Source organism: Litchfieldia alkalitelluris, from assembly GCF_002019645.1.
In the GTDB taxonomy this organism is placed as follows: domain Bacteria; phylum Bacillota; class Bacilli; order Bacillales; family Bacillaceae_L; genus Litchfieldia; species Litchfieldia alkalitelluris.
This window is the reverse complement of record NZ_KV917374.1, coordinates 4,818,647-4,836,897: the sequence shown is the minus strand read 5'-3', so window position 1 is coordinate 4,836,897 and position 18,251 is coordinate 4,818,647. Positions and strand designations below refer to the sequence as shown.

Genomic DNA, 18,251 nt, shown 5'->3' with positions numbered 1-18,251 from the left:
GACCAATATTAGTATTATTATACCTATCCGACAAAAAAGAGTACCAAATTACTATATTGAAGATTAGAAGAGTGATATAATTAAGATAGACAAATCATCAAAATGGGCCTGTTTCTGATGGGAAAGGAGTACTTCATGCTAAAACATTATCGAACTTTCTACACAGTCCTTCTATTAATTTTACTATCAACTACAATTGTCATCATCATGTACACAAATATCATTAATACAAGTTTAAAAACTGTCCAAAATGATATTCAAGAAAATAATCTTAATCGATTACGACAACTCGTTAACCATGTTGATTATAGTGTAGATCAATTAAGTATACTAGCCATCTCAATGGAAGTAAAGTCAACTATTAAGTTACTCTCATCCATCGATATCTTGGATAATTATGAACAAGTTAAATTAAGATTAGAAGTCGAGAATATGATCGATATGCATAGATTTTCCCAAGGATGGAATAACCAAATTTCTGTTTATTCACATTTAATTGATAAATGGATTGGAACGAATGATATGAAACCACCTCCTGAAAGGCAGAATAGTCCCCTAATGTGGACATATAATTCAACCAATGAAAGGTTTGAAACATTTCGGCAAAATGACACATTTACTATTCGCATAACATTCCCAAAGAACAACCTACAACAAATCGTCAATGACGCTAAAATTGAAAATAATAATCCCTTTTTTTTAAATATTGCCAATTCAGTCATCATGTATGAAGGTTCTGATAAAGAAATTTTACAAGAAGTAATGTTAACGCTTTCCCATTCTTTAAAAAATCGTGACGAAGGAACAGAAATCATCACAATAGACGGAACACAATACATGGTTAATTTTATTCGCTCTAAGTCTTTGGACTGGTACTTAGTAGACTATTTACCATTGGATGTCGTACTTCAACCAATTACTCAAACAAAGAAAATCTTTTATGTGACATGTATGATCCTTTTTATTGGTAGTATTATTACTTTAATCTATCTCTATCGAAAAGTGCAGCTCCCTATAATTATCATGCTAAAAGGAGTAAGAAGTATTAGGAGTGGAGATTACTCTTACAGGATAAATAATAAAAGTAATAATGAGTTTGATATTCTTTATAAAAACTTTAATGAAATGGTTGAAGAAATTGAAAATTTAGTCGAGAGGGTTTACAAAGAAAAGGTCATATCAAGAGAAGCGATGATTAAAAAGCTACAGGCTCAAATTAATCCCCATTTTTTATATAACTGCTTGTTTTTTATTAACAATATGAATCGCCTAGGAAATGATGATGCCGTGGAGGCAATGACACATAATTTAGCATCCTATTTTCGTTACTCAACTCGGCTGGATACACCCATGACAGCACTTGAAAAAGAAATCGATGTCGTGAAGAATTATCTTAATATTCAGCAACTTAGGATGGAGCGTCTCAAGTTTGAAATTAACATTCCTGATTCAATGAGATCTTTGTTGATACCTAAGCTTCTCATTCAGCCTTTGGTAGAGAATAGTGTCATTCATGGAATTGAAAAGAAGCATGGTGCAGGATTTATTCGAATTACTGGAATCAAGGAGGACAAGCTGTATCGTATTATTGTCGAAGACAACGGAAATGGCATGTCTAAAGAGGAAATTCAGAAACTGTATGAACGGATTAATGTACCATTAGACGATAAAATTGGCTGTGCATTATGGAATATTAATCAACGTATGGCGATTCATTATGAAAATCCAGCTGGGATTGAGATAACCAATAGTACCTTGGGTGGTTTATGTATAACCTTATTTTGGCCAAATCACAATCTTGAAGGAGGTTTACCTTATGTGCCAATTACTGATTGTTGATGATGAAACCTCTGTTGTTGATAGTCTTGCCCTTACTATTCCATGGAAAGAATATGGTATAAAAGAGGTGCATAAAGCTTATTCTGCACATGAAGCTTTGAAAATTTCAGACAAACAAGTCATTGATATCATGATAACGGATATTCAGATGCCTGAAATGAATGGTTTTGAATTAAATGAAAAAATTAAAACTTTTTCCCCAAACATCAAAACAATTATTTTATCAGGGTATGATGATTTTCAATATGCTCAGAAGGCAATAAGGCAACAAACGGTCGATTATTTACTTAAACCAGTTGATATTAAGTTGTTGATAAAAACGGTGTTGGATATCATTCGAAAAATTGAAACCGAGATAAAGGAGACTATTTCATATCAACGTATTAAGCATACATTAGATGAAAATATGCCAATATTGAAAAATCAGCTACTAAATGATTTGTTGAAGAATGATGTAGTTGATCTTAACCATTTAGAAAAAAAACTAGCAGTGTTTAATTCATTTAAATTAGATGATTTATTTGCGATGATCGTTATTCGACTAGATGATGGATTTGAAGGCTATGATCTTAAGTCTATGTCATTGATTGAATTTGCCGTTAATAACATTTCTGAAGAGATTTTTCAGGAGCGGTTTGAATTATGGAACAGTATAACCGATCAAGGTTATTTAGTGTTTTTAATCCAAAGTGATCATCGAGAAGACTTTAAATTGGTCAATTCTTATGCTGAAAAACTGCAAAATTATATCCAGACCTTTCTGAGAGGCTCGATTACCATATGTTTAAGCAACATTGGTATTTTTCCTTATGATTTAAGAAAGATCTATCAAACATCAATCGAAACAATCAAGCATAATGTAGGGGAAAATAAGAGCGATTTTATCATAGTAAAGGATATGCCGAAGCAATCAAAGAATGCAAATACAATAAATCTCCATGAAGCACCGACAATTACATCTCTACTGGCAGAAGGAAATTGGGATGGGGCGATAGCCAGGATTTCACATGTTTTAACAATGAATGAACAGAAAAGTGAACCTACACATGATTATTTATTTAGGGTTTTACTTTACTTATCTTTTTCATTCTCTACCTTATGCAAAGAAGGGGATAAAACGATTGAAGATCAATTAGGGGAAGAGTTTGATCTTTTGATAGGAAAAAGAAGCCTTATTACGAAGCAACGTGTATTTAACTGGGCAGAAAAATGGATAAATAATATAAGAAGCCAGAAATCAAATATTATTGATGATTCACAAGAGCGAATGATTGCTGTAGTGAGAGCGTATATTCAAGAAAATTTATCGGAGGATATGTCACTTCAGACAATTGCCGAAAAAGTTAATTTACATCCAGTTTATTTGTCAAAGGTTTACAAAAATGTCACAAGTGAAACAATAGGTGATTATATTTATCAATTAAGGATGAAGCGTGCTGATTTTCTTCTGCGTAATACTAAACTTAAAATTGCAGATGTGGGAAATGAGCTTGGTTTCTTTTCTCAATCTCACTTTATTAAGGTTTTTAAGAAGCATTATGGCTGCACTCCTCAGAAATATCGAGATCAAATAAAGTAGATAAGTAGTTCATTAAGAGAGTCTGTCCAAAATCTAAGTGTTTGCACTAGATTGTACATGGTATAGATATGCGAGCATCGCTGATGCTAGAGGGTGGATTACCGAACTAGTTTTATCATCACACATCGTCTATGCTCATTTGATACTAGTAATGAACAATGGCGATATAATTTAGCAAGGAACCTACCAAGAGCTATTTGAGTAAGGAGGCTTTTATGCAGAAGTGTATGTAGTCAGTTTGAGTCGGTAAATGAACTGAGTTAATAATTTTAATTCCCCTTAAATAATTTGATGGGGAAACCAGGAACAATATGCGGAAGAGGGGATGTACTTCAGTTCAGATTTAGTTGTAAATCAAATTTATCTAAAAGCTTAAAACCAGCTACGGTGCTAGTTTTAAGCTTTTACTTGTCCTTATTTAATTTCCATATAGAAAAGTAGATGTCAGTATTGCTAATCCTTGAATTCATTATCAACAGCAACAAGAGCTGCCCCAATCACTTGATGCATTCATAATACTTGTAAGTAGCCAATCGTCCACCAAAAATGACGTTTTTTTCTTGCTCAACTAACATTTTATATTTTCTATAGGTTACACCATTCTTGTCATCATTGATCGGATAATAAGGTTCTTCATCATGTTTCCATTCAGTTGGATATTCCTTAGATGTTTTTGTTCAATGATTCTTGTATAAGGTGTTTCTCTATCGGTGTAATTAACAACATTTCCTTGATAGTTGCCGGTTTTAAAACATTTGTTTCGAATTGTAAGTTTCGATAATCTAAAACGCCATATTTTTTTCGTAAATACATTACCGCCTACATGTTCTCGTTTATCAATAACTAAACAAGGTTTTCCTCTTTTCTTGGCTTTATAAGCAAAAACTGATCCGGGCAAACTAATACCAACTATTAATAATCGTACATGTACATGTTAGTCTCCTTGACTGTCCGTTATGAACTGTTTTTTTGTAATCTCTGGAAATTCTCCTCGAAAATAATCATTAATATTAAAGAACTATAAATGATTTAACATATTCGTCATTATTTTTCCATATTAAAAGTGTTTTAGTAACTCGATTACTCTAATAAAAACCATAGTAGTACTTCAAATATCCATTTGGAACGTTCAAAACTTTATGGAAAACAAGTATCTAATTTGCGAGAAAACATTTAGGAACTAGTTGCAAAATAAGAATGCTATAAAATAAAATATGCTATACTAACAATATTATTTGGTTCGTTAACAAACGAAAGGAACAAAAATGAATACAGAAGCTTTGGATTATTTCATAAAAGTATATGAGAAAAAAAGTGTCACAGCTGCGGCGAAGGACTTATATATCACTCCACAAGGAATTAGTAAAACCATAAAACAACTAGAACTGGAGTTAGAGACAGAGTTATTCTATAGAGGTCCACGTGGTATGGAGGCAACAGAAGCTGGCGAGTTGTTACACGCCAGAGCAAGACACATCATCTATCTCATGGAAGATATAAAAAAAGAAATTAGAATATTAAGTGGGAGGAAGGGTGTCCTAAGTGTTGTGGTTACAGATTCTACAACATCCATCTTTCCTGTTGATTATTTATTTAAGTTTACTGAATTTAATTCTGATATACAACTTAAGCTTAGAGAGCTCCCGGATGAGCATCCTGTAGGTAAGCTAGTCCAAGAAGAAGTAGATGTAGGGATCGTTACAGGTAATAATGAATTAGACAACTGTGAATATGAACTAATCGCACATGGAGAAGTGGTTGTTGTCGTTGCTAACAAACATCCATTAGCGGCTAAAGATGAGATTTCAGTATCAGAGATCGAAAACGAATCAATCGTAATAAGGTCTGTCGAAAAAGGGAAAGAACATAGTTTTTTGGTCAAATGTTTGGAAGTTGGATTTACAGCTAATGTTGTTCACGAATATAGTAATATAATGTCTGCACATAGATTATGTGAAATGAGTGGAGTTGTAGGTATCTCAGTCGATTTCGTTGAAAAAGAATTTCAGAATGAGCATTTAAAAGTTTTACGTTTAAAGGAAAAAATACCACAAAATGTTTACCTTGTTTTTAGAAAAGGTGGTATTCAGTCTAAGGCTTTAGGGTTATTTAAGAGTTATATAAAAGAAAAGTTGATGTCGATTTGATATGCCAAAAGCGCTATCAAATCGACATTTTTTTATGTAATCAACCAAAAGTTACCCCCATTAAACTTTTGGTTGATAGTCATTTGCGAATAAATACGTTAAGTTTAAATAGATCATGAAAACCTTATCAAATAGCCAAAAATAAAAATGAAAGCATTTTATTTTAAGGAATAAACAACAAAATATGTATCGGTTCTACTCATTATATACCGATTAAAAAAGAGGTAATAAAAAAATGAAATATATTGAAATAATAAAAAATATGACTTTAGAAGAGAAAGCGTCTTTGATGTCGGGGAAAGATTTCTGGCAAACTCAAGATATTGAGCGTTTAGGGATAAATAGTATCTTTCTTGCAGATGGACCACATGGGATTAGAAAACAAGCTGAAGCAGCAGATCATCTTGGTCTTAACGCTAGTGTTCCAGCTACATGCTTCCCAACGGCAGCTACTGTAGCAAACAGCTGGAATCTGGAATTAGGTAAAAAAATCGGAGAATACCTTGGTGAAGAAGCTGTTGCACAGAAAGTAAATGTTTTACTAGGACCTGGTATTAACATGAAGCGAGATCCTTTATGTGGGAGAAACTTTGAGTATTTTAGTGAAGATCCCTATCATGCAGGGAAAATGGCAGCCGCTTATATTAGAGGGATCCAATCACATGGAATTTCGGCGTGCGTAAAGCATTTTGCGGCTAATAATCAAGAAGAAAGACGGATGTCTATTGATACGATAGTGGATGAGAGAACACTTAGAGAAATTTATCTAACTGCTTTTGAGATTGCCATTAAAGAAGGCAAAACAAAAACAGTGATGTCTGCCTACAATATGTTGAATGGTGAATACACGAATGAAAATATGCATATTATGCGTGATATTTTACGAAATGAATGGAATTATGAAGGAGTTGTTGTGACAGATTGGGGTGGAAGCAACGATCGTGTAGCAGGACTCTTAGCTGGTAATGAGTTAGAGATGCCAACAACTGCCGGTGAAACAAATAAGGAAATTATTGCTGCCATTAAGAGTGGGAAAATAAAAGAAGAAGTTCTTGATGAATGTGTAGACAGGTTGTTAGATTTAATATTTACAACAGAGGATGTATACAAAAACGGTTATAAACAAGAATTTAATGTTGAAGAACACCATCAAGTAGCACAAGAGGTTGCCGAAGAATCCATTGTCCTTCTTAAGAATGAAGGAAATATATTACCACTTAAAAAAGGTGTAACGGTAGCTACAATTGGAGAATTTGCACAACAAGCGCGTTACCAAGGCGCAGGATCATCAATTGTTAACCCCACAAAACTGGACAATACATTACAGTGCCTGAAAGATTCAGGTTTAGTGAATATTGGGTTTGAGCCAGGATTTGAGCGATATGGTAAGAGAAGTCAGGGCAAAATAAGTAGAGCATGTGCCTTAGCGAAAAAAGCGGAAGTTGTTCTATTATATATCGGATTAGATGAAGCAACTGAAGCAGAAGGTCTAGATCGACAAAATATGAAAATACCTGAAAATCAGCTCGATTTATTAAATGCTTTGTACGAAGTTAACCAGAATATTGTGGTAGTTCTTTCATGTGGTGCTGCAGTTGAAATGCCTTGGATTACTAAAGTAAAAGGCTTAGTTCATGGATATCTAAGTGGTCAGGCTGGAGCACAAGCGATCCTAAGAGTCTTAACAGGAGCTGTAAATCCTTCTGGTAAACTATCAGAAACCTATCCGATACGTTATGAGGATACACCTGCTTATCACCAATTTCCCGGTAAAGAAGTTAGCGTGGAGTATAGAGAAGGTGTATATATTGGCTATCGCTACTATGACACAGCTAAAGTTAATGTCCTCTTCCCATTTGGATTTGGACTCAGTTATACAACCTTTGAATATTCAAACCTTCAAGTAAGTAAGGATGCTGTAACTTTTAGTATTACAAATACTGGGGATGTCGCTGGAATGGAAGTAGCTCAGCTATATGTTGGTTGTAAATCAGATGATATTTTCAGACCAAGTAAAGAATTAAAAGGATTTGCTAAAGTGTTAATTGGAGCTGGTGAAACAAAAACAGTCAGCATACCTTTTGATGATAAGACGTTCCGTTATTTTAATGTAAAGACCAATCAATGGGAGATTGAAGAAGCCCAATACAACTTAATGATTGGAGCATCAAGTGCGGATATCAAATTAGAAGATACACTGTTTGTTGAGGGAACAGGTGCACCACTTCCATATGATAAGGCGAAGCTACCATCATATTACAGTGCCTCTAAAGCAAACACAATTGATCAAAATGAATTTGAACAACTTTTAGGTCGTAAAGTACCTGTTTCTAAATGGGATCGTTCTAAGCCACTTGGTTATAATGACACGATTTCTCAGTGTCAGTATGCAAAAGGAACGTTTGCTAGATTTACGTTTTATTCGATTAAATTTGCTTATTGGTTCCTTAAGAAAATAGGGAAAAGAACCACGGCAAATATTATCATGATGTCGATATATAATATGCCATTTAGGGGTGTCGCAAGGATGACAGGTGGTGTTATCAATATGCCAATGCTTGATGGTATCTTGATGATGGTTAACGGCCACTTCTTTAAAGGTCTCCGACATGTACTAAAGGAAAGAAGTAAAATGTTGAAGGGTGTTAAAGCCCAAAATATAACACAAGCACAGGCGATGAAGGAGCAGAAGAATGGATAATGCTAATCATAAAAATAAAATGACTGCAGGACCAAGGGGCTTCTGGGGGAGATACAAAGAAAAACATCCGAATACAGCACAATTTCTAGTGTTTTTTATGCTAAGTAATGGGATTACAGTATTACAGGTTATATTAATGCCAGTTTTTAAGAGTATTTTTGCACAGACAACATTGGTAAGCACTAGCTTCCAGGTTTTGCATTTAGGACAAAACTTTGATGGAACACCCTACTATGTGTTTGATTATGCAGCAGGTGGACTTACTTCGGGTGGTGGAGGTGGACTTGCGTATTTCCTTGCGGTTCAATTATCCATTCTGATTGCACAGGTTCTTAACTTCTTTGCTCAAAGAAGTATTACATTTAAATCTAACAGCAATATTTGGAAGGCTGCATTTTGGTATTTTATTGCCTATATCGTAATCACAATTGGTGCAGCTGCTGCACAAGGTTTTTATAAAGCGCCAATCTATAACCTGTTAATAAACACGTGGGAAATGGGTTCATTAGGAGAAACAGCCGCAGATATTATTACAATGATAATCAACAGTGCTATTTCGTTCTGGGTATTCTTCCCAATATTTAAAATTATCTTCAAACAAGTACCACTAAATCAGGAAAAGTAAGGAAGTGTGCTATGAAATTATTATCAGTAGTTATACCTTGTTATAATTCACAGGATTATATGAGATACTGCATTGAATCTCTACTACCAGGAGGGGAAGATGTTGAGTTACTGATAGTGAATGATGGCTCCGTTGATAAGACTGCGGAAATTGCAGACGAGTATGCAACTAAATATCCGGCTATCGTAAGGGCAATTCACCAAGAAAATGGAGGGCACGGAGAAGCAGTGAATGCAGGGATCCGTCAAGCTACAGGACTTTACTTTAAGGTAGTCGACAGCGATGATTGGGTTGATATAAGAGCATATTTGAAAATCTTAAATACATTAAAAGAATTAGTAGTAGAATCAAAATCGGTTGATATGATTATTAGTAATTTCGTTTATGAAAAAGAAGGTTCAACCTATAAAAAGGTAATGAAATACGATAATGTGCTTCCTGAAGGGACTATTTTTACCTGGGATGACATAAAGCAATTCCGCAGAGGACAGTATCTCTTAATGCATTCAGTGATATATAGAACTCAGTTACTCTGGGAGTGTGGACTCGAACTTCCGAAACATACTTTTTATGTTGATAATCTATACGTATATACACCATTTAAACATGTTAAGAAAATAATCTATATCAACGTTGACTTTTATAGATACTTTATAGGTAGGGAAGATCAGTCTGTTCAAGAGAGTATCATGATCAAAAGAATAGACCAGCAGATTAAAGTCAACAAAATGATGATTGATCATATAGACTTAGATTCAATCACAAGCCCAAAGCTTCGTAACTATATGCTTAGACATTTGGAAATTGTCACAGTCGTTTCGGCTATTCTGCTGATACGGTCTGGAACTGCTGAAAACCTTATAAAGAAAAAAGAGCTATGGAACTATATTAAAAATAGAGATCTAGAGTTATACCACGATCTCAGATACGGTATGATGGGAAGGTTAATAAATTTACCAGGACGTGCAGGGCGAAGTGTTTCTGTTGGTGCATATAAGATAACACAAAAATTAGTAGGGTTTAATTAATCTTTACCAACATACCAACATAGGGTTTTACTTTTTAAAAAAATTAGTCTATAAGTTTCTCTATATCAATAGGTGCCTAAATGAAGAGATTTAAGCACCTTCTTTTTTCGAAGTATTTAATTGAATATTCCAAAAATGTTTAAAGAAATATATATAAGGGAGTTTCTAAGATGAAGATCGCATTAATTGCACATGATAACAAAAAGCAGGACTTAATTACTTTTTCAAAAGCATATCAACCGATATTGTCCAATCATCAACTATATGCCACTGGCACGACAGGTCAAAGAATTATGGACTCTACTGGTCTATCGATTCACCGCTTTAAATCTGGTCCTCTAGGTGGAGACCAGCAAATTGGAGCCTTGATTGCTGATAATGAAATGGATTTAGTTATTTTCTTTAGAGATCCACTTACTGCACAGCCTCATGAACCAGATATTATCGCCTTACTCCGCTTATGTGATGTATATAACATACCATTAGCGACTAATATGGGAACAGCTGAAGTGTTGATACACGGACTTAAAAATGGGGCATTTCAATGGCGTGAGATCTAACTCATGCTTTCGCGAGATATTATGTTAATTAAAGGAAGATTTAAAGAAACTGAATGAGAGATAGTACTAACTCATTAAGAGAACTATTTTGCAATACGACCTGAAAGAACATAGGTTTAGTTGGCCATTCCCTATAATGGACTAGCCTTTTATATATTCAGCTTCTTAGGCTATAAACAAAAAGTTTACGCCCCCTAACTTATGGTTGATAGATGTTATTGTCGAAATGCGGTAGATTTAATATGTAAGATAAAAAAACAAATACCTGATTTGATAAAAACAATCAAAAGGAAGGACGTGTAGTACAGGATTTTTGAAAGGGAATACAGTGGCACTTAAAAAAATTTAGTTGTAATTGAAAGCGAAACCATAAACTTTAGATTTGGAAAAACAATAGAGAAAAAAGGAAAGAGGAAATCATATGGGGAATTCAGAAAAAACAAAGATGAGTAAGAAAAAAAGAAATATACTTATCTCCTTGAGTGCACTATTTCTTTTAGTGGCAGGAGTGCTTGTATACGGATTTGTGATAACGTCTTCAGGTTATTGGCTTATTGCAAAATTCAAGGGTGATACGGAAGAACAAAAACTTTCGTACTCTTCAGCTGTAGAGACAATAGAGAAGATTACTGATGAGGGATTTGTATTAATGCAGAACAACGACAACTTCCTCCCAATCGCAACTTCTGAAGAAGAAAAAGCGAAAATTAACGTTTTTGGAACAAGATCTGTCGTAACTTTATTTAACTCAGGTGGTTCAACAGCAACTGATGTTACAAATGCAATTAAACTTGAAGATGCTCTTCAAGGTAGTGATGGGAACTTTGAATTAAATCAAGACCTATTATACCTTCATTATAATTTCTATAAAAAAGGTAAGGTTACAATAGAAGAAACAGCGGCACCTAAAAATCGAAGTGATTCTGAAATTTTAGGGGAAGCTACAAACCTTATCCTTCCTGAAGTACCTAAAAGCGCATATGAAGATACATCATTATATAATGATGGAAAAACGATTATTGAACATGCAAAAGATTTCTCTGACACAGCGATGGTTGTAGTTGGCCGTGGTGGTGGAGAAATGCAAGAGTTAAGTCCGAACGACCTTCAACTTACAACAGAAGAAAAAGATATGGTTGATGTTGTTAGTTCGAACTTTGAAAATGTTGTTTTAGTCATTAATTCAACTAATGTAATGGAACTAGGATTTTTAGACGAATATCCTTCAATTAAAAGTGTTATCTGGATCGGATTCCCCGGGGAGTCTGGTACAAAGTCTTTAGCCAGAATTTTAAATGGTAAGGTAAATCCATCAGGTCACTTAGTAGATACATGGGTTTCGGATGTAACAAGTATGCCAGCAGCCCAAAACTATATGAAACTTGAAGAGGATGGTACCTTTGCAGAAGGCTTCAATCACTATACAAATGCACCTAAAGCGGTCAATCCTTTAACACAAAAAGAAGAAGATATAGGGTACTTTACTCAGATGCATGAAGGAATTTATGTAGGTTATAAATTCTATGAAACTCGTCATGCTACTGATGAAAGCTACAATTATGAAGATGAAGTTGTATTTCCTTTTGGTCATGGCCTAAGCTATACTTCTTTTGAGAAGGAAATAGTGGAAATGAATGTAGAAAATGATGAGGTTACTGTCCGTGTAGCTGTTAAGAACACGGGAGATGTGCCAGGTAAGGATGCTATCCAGATTTATTATAATCCTCCATATACGGGTGCAATTGAAAAATCAACAGTTAACCTTGTAGAATTTAAAAAGACAAACGAAATTCAGCCTAATGAAACGGAAATTTACTCTCTTACATTTAATGTAGAGGACATGGCATCTTACGATTATAAAGAAAACAAGGCGTATGTTCTTGAAGCTGGTGACTATGAGGTTATGCTTATGGATGATGCTCATACAAAACTTGACTCAGAAACATATACTTTAGACAACAATATCGTATATAACGCTGATAACGAAGGTAGATCTACAGATCTTCAAGTTGCTACTAACCAATTTGAGGATGCACATCATATTGATGATTATTTAACAAGAGAGTGGAATCAAAATAGTCGAGCATTTACAGGACCTCAAGAATCTGACTATATCGCAACACAGGAAACTCTTGATGCAATAACTTATGAAGTACCAACTGATAAAGACTTAGGTCTTACTGCAGACGATATGCCTAAATATGGACAAGAACTAGAAAAACCAATTATGCTTTCAGATATGGTGAATGTTGATTATAATGATCCAAAGTGGGATGAATTTGTTTCACAACTAACACTTGAAGAATTGACTAACGTCAGTGGTACAGGTGCATATCAACTGCTTGAGATTGAAAGACTTGGAGTACCAAGAACATTACAACCTGATGGTACGATGGCTATAGCTTCAAACGTATACTCTGGTCCTATTATGGGAACTGAAGGAGTAGGTGTTACGTATCCATCTCCTGGTGTAACTGCTTCTACATGGAATCCTGATGCAGGGTTTTTAATGGGAACAAGTGTTGGAACAGAAGCACAAGCATTTGGATATAGTGGATGGTTTGCTCCTGCAATGAATATTCATAGAACACCATTTAATGGTAGAAACTTCGAGTATTATAGTGAAGATGGCGTGCTTTCTGGTAAAATTGCCGCACAAGTGGTAAAGGGAGCTACTGAAAAGGGTGTAATCACTTATATTAAACACTTTGCTTTAAATGAACGTGAACATGGAGTTCGCTCAACACTCTTTACTTGGTCTAATGAACAGGCAATTCGAGAAATCTATCTTAAGCCGTTTGAAATTGCTGTTAAAGAAGGCGGCAGTCTTGGTGTGATGTCTTCGTTCAACTACGTTGGTTTAAAATGGGCAGGTGGACATGAAGGTCTACTAAATCAAGTTCTTAGAAATGAATGGGGCTTTAAAGGTTTAGTAGTAACTGATGCTCATATGTATAAACATATGAACCCTATGCAAATGCTTTATGAAGGTGGAGACGTTTCTCTAGATGTTATGGCAATATGGATGGGGGGAGCAAACAACAGTAAAATTTGGTTAGACGCAGCAAACGACCCTGCTACACAAATTAACACTATTAAGAACTTACAAAGAGCGAGTAAGAATACACTTTACGCTGTTTCACGTACTTGGAAAATGGATGGTAAAGAATAATAAATCCATTTATCTAAAATTTGCTAGGCTTGTTTTTTAAAAAAAGTTTGAGGCTGGGACAAAACCCATCTCTGAAATGAAAAAGCCGATGAAATTTTACGAGAGTAAAATTTCATCGGCTTTGATTATTTTGGAGTAAAAAATAAGGACCACTTCTGATAAAATAAAGTTACCACACCAAATTCTATCTGAAAGAAGGATCCTTATGTTTAAAAATTATAACATGAATCAAATGGTTTTGCCTTTAGATTTAGAAATGAAATTACAAGATAATGATATTGCCTTTCCTATCCACCATTTAGTCGAAAGTATACCGCAAAAAGCCTTCGATTCATTTACTCGTCATACCGGTTGTCCACCTTATCACCCACGTATGATGCTGAAAATTATTTTATGTGGTTATACGCAATCAACTTTCTCTGGTCGAAAAATAGCAGGACTTTTGGGCGATAGTATCCGTATGATGTGGCTTGCACAAGGTTATACGCCATGTTATCGCACAATAAACCGTTTCCGTGTCAATTCCGAAATGAAGGAATTAATACGTCAGTGTTTCGTGCAGTTTCGATGCCAATTAGTACAGGAGAAACTCATTGATCAAGAAGCGATTTTTATTGATGGCACCAAAATCGAAGCCAATGCCAATAAATTCACGTTTGTATGGAAAAAGGCCATTGAAAAGTTTCATTCAAGTCTCGTAGAAAAGTCGAATCAGTTTTATAATGAACTGCTTGAAAATGAGATCATTCCTGAAATACAAAAAGAAAATGACGAGCAGCTGTCCATTGAGGAGTTAACTCAAATCGCTGAAAAATTAGATGAAGTTGTTGATGGATATACACAAAAGATTGAAACATCTGACGATGTAATGGAGCGTAAACAGCTAAGAAGTGAACGAAAGTCACCAAAACAAATGGTAAAACAAATATACGATTGGATCACGCGTAAACAGAAGTATGAAAAGGATTTTGATATACTGGGCACACGCAATAGCTACTCGAAAACAGACCGCGAAGCAACCTTCATGCGAATGAAGGATGACTATATGCAAAATGGACAACTAAAGGCTGGCTACACTGTTCAAATTGCAACAGAAGGACAATTCACACTGGCTTACGATGTATTTCCAAACCCAACGGATACCAAAACACTAATCCCATTCCTTGATCGAATTGAAAAGGAGTTCTTTTCGTTACCTAAATATATTGTTGCAGATGCCGGTTATGGAAGCGAACAAAATTACGATGATATTCTGACAAAACGCAAACGCATACCACTCATAACGTATAATCACTACTTAAACGAACAAAAGAAAAAACACCAAAAAGACCCGTTCAAAACAAGTAACTGGGCATACGATGAAGAAAGTGATTCGTTTACTTGTCCGAATGAACAAAAGGTAACGTTCCGGTACCATTCAAAACGTACGGATAAAACAGGATTCCAACGCCAATTCAAAATGTATGAATGCGAAGACTGTACAGGCTGTCCGGTAAGATCGTTATGTACGAAAGCGGAAGAAGGTACAAATCGTAAGCTCATGATCAATGAGCAATGGGAACAACAAAAAGAATATGTGAAAACGAAGCTTTCAGAAGAAGAAACGGCAACGATTTACCGTCAACGAAAAACAGACGTGGAGCCAGTTTTTGGATTCTTGAAGGCTAATTTAGGTTTCACACGATTTTCGGTTCGTGGGAAATCAAAAGTCGATAACGAAACAGGTCTTGCTTTAATGGCAGTGAATATACGAAAATATTTGGCAAGAGCGTAAGCTCTTGCATAATAAACGTCTAAAATAAAGTGAAAAAAGTTAAATCGACGACGCGATTTCACTTTTTTTCACTTTATAGAGACTATTTGTCCCAGTCTCAATTTAATATGAAGAGTAAAGACCTTCATATGTTCTGAAAGCGTTTGTATTTCATAATATAACATAGTAAGAAGTATTAGAAAATCTATAGATTCTATAGTAGAATATTTTATAGTGTGATTTATCTAGAAAAACACAATATTAAAAAAAAGGTATTTGCGGTACCTCTGTTTGGGGATTGCCAGAAATACAAAAGAGGAATAGAGATGAAATACAAAGAGTTAATTGCAGAAATGACGTTAGAAGAGAAAGCATCTTTAATGTCAGGAAAAGATTTTTGGCAAACTCAGGATATCGAACGTCTTGGTATTAATAGTATATTTCTTGCTGATGGACCGCATGGAATTAGAAAACAAGCAGTTGCTGCAGACAAACTGGGCCTAAATGCTGGGAGACCAGCCACTTGCTATCCAACAGCCGCAACTGTTGCAAATAGTTGGAACACTGAGCTGGGTGAAAAAGTTGGAGAGTATCTTGGAGAAGAAGCCATTGCACAAAAGGTTAATGTTCTGCTAGGGCCTGGCGTTAATATGAAGAGAAACCCTTTATGTGGTAGAAATTTTGAGTATTTTAGTGAAGATCCATATCTTGCTGGTAAGATGGCTGCAAGTTATATAAGAGGTATCCAGTCATATGGAGTAGCGGCTTGTGTAAAGCATTTTGCTGCTAACAACCAAGAGGAAAGACGGATGTCCATTGATACAATTGTTGATGAAAGAACGCTTCGGGAAATCTATCTTACTGCTTTTGAAATTGCTGTTAAGGAAGGTAAGACCAAATCAATAATGTCTTCCTATAATAGGCTAAATGGGACCTACACTAACGAAAACCAACATTTGATGAACGAGATTCTCCGCGGTGAATGGGGTTATAAAGGAGTAGTGATTACTGATTGGGGAGGAACTAATGATCGTCTAGCAGGCCTACTCGCTGGTAATGAGTTAGAGATGCCGACAACAGGAGGAGAAACTGATCAGGAAATTGTAGAAGCAATTAAATCTGGAAGAATCAATGAAGAGGTTTTAGATGAGTGTGTAGATCGATTACTTGATCTTATTTTTACAACAGAGAAGCCTTTTCGACGTCCTCATGTTGAATTTGATGTAGAAAGACATCACCGTGTATCACAGAAAGTTGCGGAAGAATCTATTGTACTACTTAAAAATGAAGGAAACATTTTACCTCTTAAATTTGGAAAAAAGGTTGCAGTAATCGGAGATTTTGCAAAAGATGCTCGTTATCAGGGCGCTGGTTCATCCATAGTAAATCCGACCATTTTAGATCATACCATGGATTGTTTTGAAGAATCAGGTATAGTTAGCATCGGATTTGAACCTGGTTTTGAACGATATGGAAAGAAAAATCAGAAAAAAATTGATGAAGCTTGTGAACTAGCAAAAAAAGCGGATGTTATTCTATTATATCTAGGTCTAGATGAGGCTACGGAGGCAGAAGGACTAGACAGGCATAGTATGAAAATCCCCGAGAACCAAATAGAATTATTAGACGCTTTACATGAAGTGAATCAGAATATTATTGTGATTCTATCTTGTGGCTCTGCAGTTGAAATGCCTTGGATTAGTAAAGTGCGAGGCTTGTTACATGGTTATTTAGGTGGACAAGCAGGAGCGAGGGCTATTCTTAGGGTTATGTCAGGTGATGTGAATCCATCAGGTAAACTTGCAGAAACTTATCCACTTCGTTATGAGGATTCACCATCATTTCACCATTTTCCAGGTAATGAAGCAAGTGTTGAATATCGAGAGGGATTATTTATTGGGTACCGATACTATGATACAGCAGATGTAAATGTTCTTTTCCCATTTGGGTATGGACTTAGTTATACAACATTTGAGTATTCTGATCTTCAAATTAACAAAAATAGCGTTTCATTTAGAGTAACAAATACTGGCGATACTGCTGGGATGGAGATTGTTCAATTATATATTGGGTGTCATTCTAAAGATATTTTTAGGCCAAAAAAGGAATTAAAAGGGTTTGAAAAAATCTTTATCAATGCAGGAGAGTCTAAAATGGTCACAATCCCTTTTGATGAAAAGACATTTCGCTACTTTAATGTTCAAACTAATCAGTGGGAAATCGAAGCAGCAGAATATAGCATTATGATTGGTTCATCGAGTGCAGATATTAGGTTATTAGGTACCCTTTATAAAGAAGGTACGGGGGCACCGATTCCTTATGAGAAAGAAAAGCTTCCTACGTATTACACGGGCAAAACGAATAAAATAAGTGAAGAAGAATTTGAAACGCTTCTAGGACGAAAAGTACCGGTTTCTACATGGGATCGTTCAAAGCCATTAGGTTACAACGATATTATTGCACAATGTCAGTATGCAAAGGGTGGATTAGCTAGAATTGGCTATTATTTAATTGTCTTTGCGCATTGGTACTTGAGAAAGGTGGGTAGGCGGGACGCTGCTAACCTTATCATGATGTCTATTTATCATCTACCTTTCAGAGGCATTGCAAGAATGACTGGTGGCGTGGTGAATATGCCTATGGTGGATGGGATATTAATGATTGCAAATGGTCACTTTTTTAAGGGTTTTAGCCATTTCCTAAGGGAAAGAAGGAAGCTGCTAAAAAGTCGCAATCCCAAGTCAGAAGTCGTTGGTTAAGAATTTAGGTAACAAATACTATATCAAGATAAAGCAGAAATAAAGCGAATATTATTCCTGCTATTAAATAGAAAAAAGGCTCAATTAC

Annotated in this window: 9 protein-coding genes and 2 pseudogenes; 10 read left to right on the top strand and 1 reads right to left on the bottom strand. The window is 35.3% G+C overall.

Translation table 11 applies throughout. From position 1 onward, the window contains the following. Positions 1 to 135 precede the first annotated feature (135 nt). The gene (locus tag BK579_RS22810; protein ID WP_169891232.1) at positions 136 to 1,839 is read left to right on the top strand and encodes a sensor histidine kinase; all 1,704 of its coding nucleotides are present in this window, start codon (positions 136 to 138) and stop codon (positions 1,837 to 1,839) included. Further along, on the top strand, positions 1,817 to 3,418 hold the full coding sequence (locus BK579_RS22805; protein WP_078549518.1) for a response regulator transcription factor: 1,602 nt from the start codon (positions 1,817 to 1,819) through the stop codon (positions 3,416 to 3,418). The genes BK579_RS22810 and BK579_RS22805 overlap by 23 nt, the downstream gene beginning before the upstream one ends. A gap of 497 nt (positions 3,419 to 3,915) precedes the next feature. On the opposite strand, the pseudogene BK579_RS22800 reads toward BK579_RS22805, so the two are convergent. Then, positions 3,916 to 4,316 (bottom strand): annotated as a pseudogene (locus BK579_RS22800) (UDP-galactopyranose mutase). 367 nt (positions 4,317 to 4,683) lie between these two features. Between BK579_RS22800 and BK579_RS22790 the strand changes: the two are divergent. From BK579_RS22790 to BK579_RS22755, 8 genes and pseudogenes are all read left to right on the top strand, one after another. Then, positions 4,684 to 5,565 (top strand): LysR family transcriptional regulator, encoded by an 882-nt coding sequence (locus tag BK579_RS22790; protein WP_078549516.1) that lies wholly within the window; start codon positions 4,684 to 4,686, stop codon positions 5,563 to 5,565. Positions 5,566 to 5,800: 235 nt separating this feature from the next. Beyond that, the gene (locus BK579_RS22785; RefSeq protein WP_078549514.1) at positions 5,801 to 8,266 is read left to right on the top strand and encodes a beta-glucosidase; all 2,466 of its coding nucleotides are present in this window, start codon (positions 5,801 to 5,803) and stop codon (positions 8,264 to 8,266) included. Beyond that, positions 8,259 to 8,891 (top strand): hypothetical protein, encoded by a 633-nt coding sequence (locus BK579_RS22780; protein ID WP_078549512.1) that lies wholly within the window; start codon positions 8,259 to 8,261, stop codon positions 8,889 to 8,891. The genes BK579_RS22785 and BK579_RS22780 overlap by 8 nt, the downstream gene beginning before the upstream one ends. An 11-nt stretch (positions 8,892 to 8,902) precedes the next feature. Continuing rightward, positions 8,903 to 9,919 (top strand): glycosyltransferase family 2 protein, encoded by a 1,017-nt coding sequence (locus BK579_RS22775; protein WP_078549510.1) that lies wholly within the window; start codon positions 8,903 to 8,905, stop codon positions 9,917 to 9,919. 170 nt (positions 9,920 to 10,089) lie between these two features. Beyond that, positions 10,090 to 10,479 (top strand): methylglyoxal synthase, encoded by a 390-nt coding sequence (mgsA, locus tag BK579_RS22770; protein ID WP_078549508.1) that lies wholly within the window; start codon positions 10,090 to 10,092, stop codon positions 10,477 to 10,479. A 421-nt stretch (positions 10,480 to 10,900) separates the two neighbouring features. Continuing rightward, positions 10,901 to 13,651 (top strand): glycoside hydrolase family 3 N-terminal domain-containing protein, encoded by a 2,751-nt coding sequence (locus tag BK579_RS22765; protein ID WP_078549506.1) that lies wholly within the window; start codon positions 10,901 to 10,903, stop codon positions 13,649 to 13,651. Positions 13,652 to 13,856: 205 nt separating this feature from the next. Further along, positions 13,857 to 15,416 (top strand): annotated as a pseudogene (locus BK579_RS22760) (IS1182 family transposase); the annotation flags it as partial. 314 nt (positions 15,417 to 15,730) lie between these two features. Further along, complete coding sequence (locus tag BK579_RS22755) at positions 15,731 to 18,163, top strand: beta-glucosidase family protein (protein ID WP_078549502.1); 2,433 nt, start codon at positions 15,731 to 15,733, stop codon at positions 18,161 to 18,163. Positions 18,164 to 18,251: the final 88 nt, after the last annotated feature.

Excerpts from the sequence above, each read along its gene's own strand:
- BK579_RS22810 (WP_169891232.1), top strand. The coding sequence starts at position 136 with ATGCTAAAACATTATCGAACTTTCTACACAGTCCTTCTATTAATTTTA.
- BK579_RS22785 (WP_078549514.1), top strand. The coding sequence starts at position 5,801 with ATGAAATATATTGAAATAATAAAAAATATGACTTTAGAAGAGAAAGCG.
- BK579_RS22805 (WP_078549518.1), top strand. The coding sequence starts at position 1,817 with ATGTGCCAATTACTGATTGTTGATGATGAAACCTCTGTTGTTGATAGT.
- BK579_RS22780 (WP_078549512.1), top strand. The coding sequence starts at position 8,259 with ATGGATAATGCTAATCATAAAAATAAAATGACTGCAGGACCAAGGGGC.
- BK579_RS22765 (WP_078549506.1), top strand. The coding sequence starts at position 10,901 with ATGGGGAATTCAGAAAAAACAAAGATGAGTAAGAAAAAAAGAAATATA.
- BK579_RS22790 (WP_078549516.1), top strand. The coding sequence starts at position 4,684 with ATGAATACAGAAGCTTTGGATTATTTCATAAAAGTATATGAGAAAAAA.
- mgsA (WP_078549508.1), top strand. The coding sequence starts at position 10,090 with ATGAAGATCGCATTAATTGCACATGATAACAAAAAGCAGGACTTAATT.
- BK579_RS22755 (WP_078549502.1), top strand. The coding sequence starts at position 15,731 with ATGAAATACAAAGAGTTAATTGCAGAAATGACGTTAGAAGAGAAAGCA.
- BK579_RS22775 (WP_078549510.1), top strand. The coding sequence starts at position 8,903 with ATGAAATTATTATCAGTAGTTATACCTTGTTATAATTCACAGGATTAT.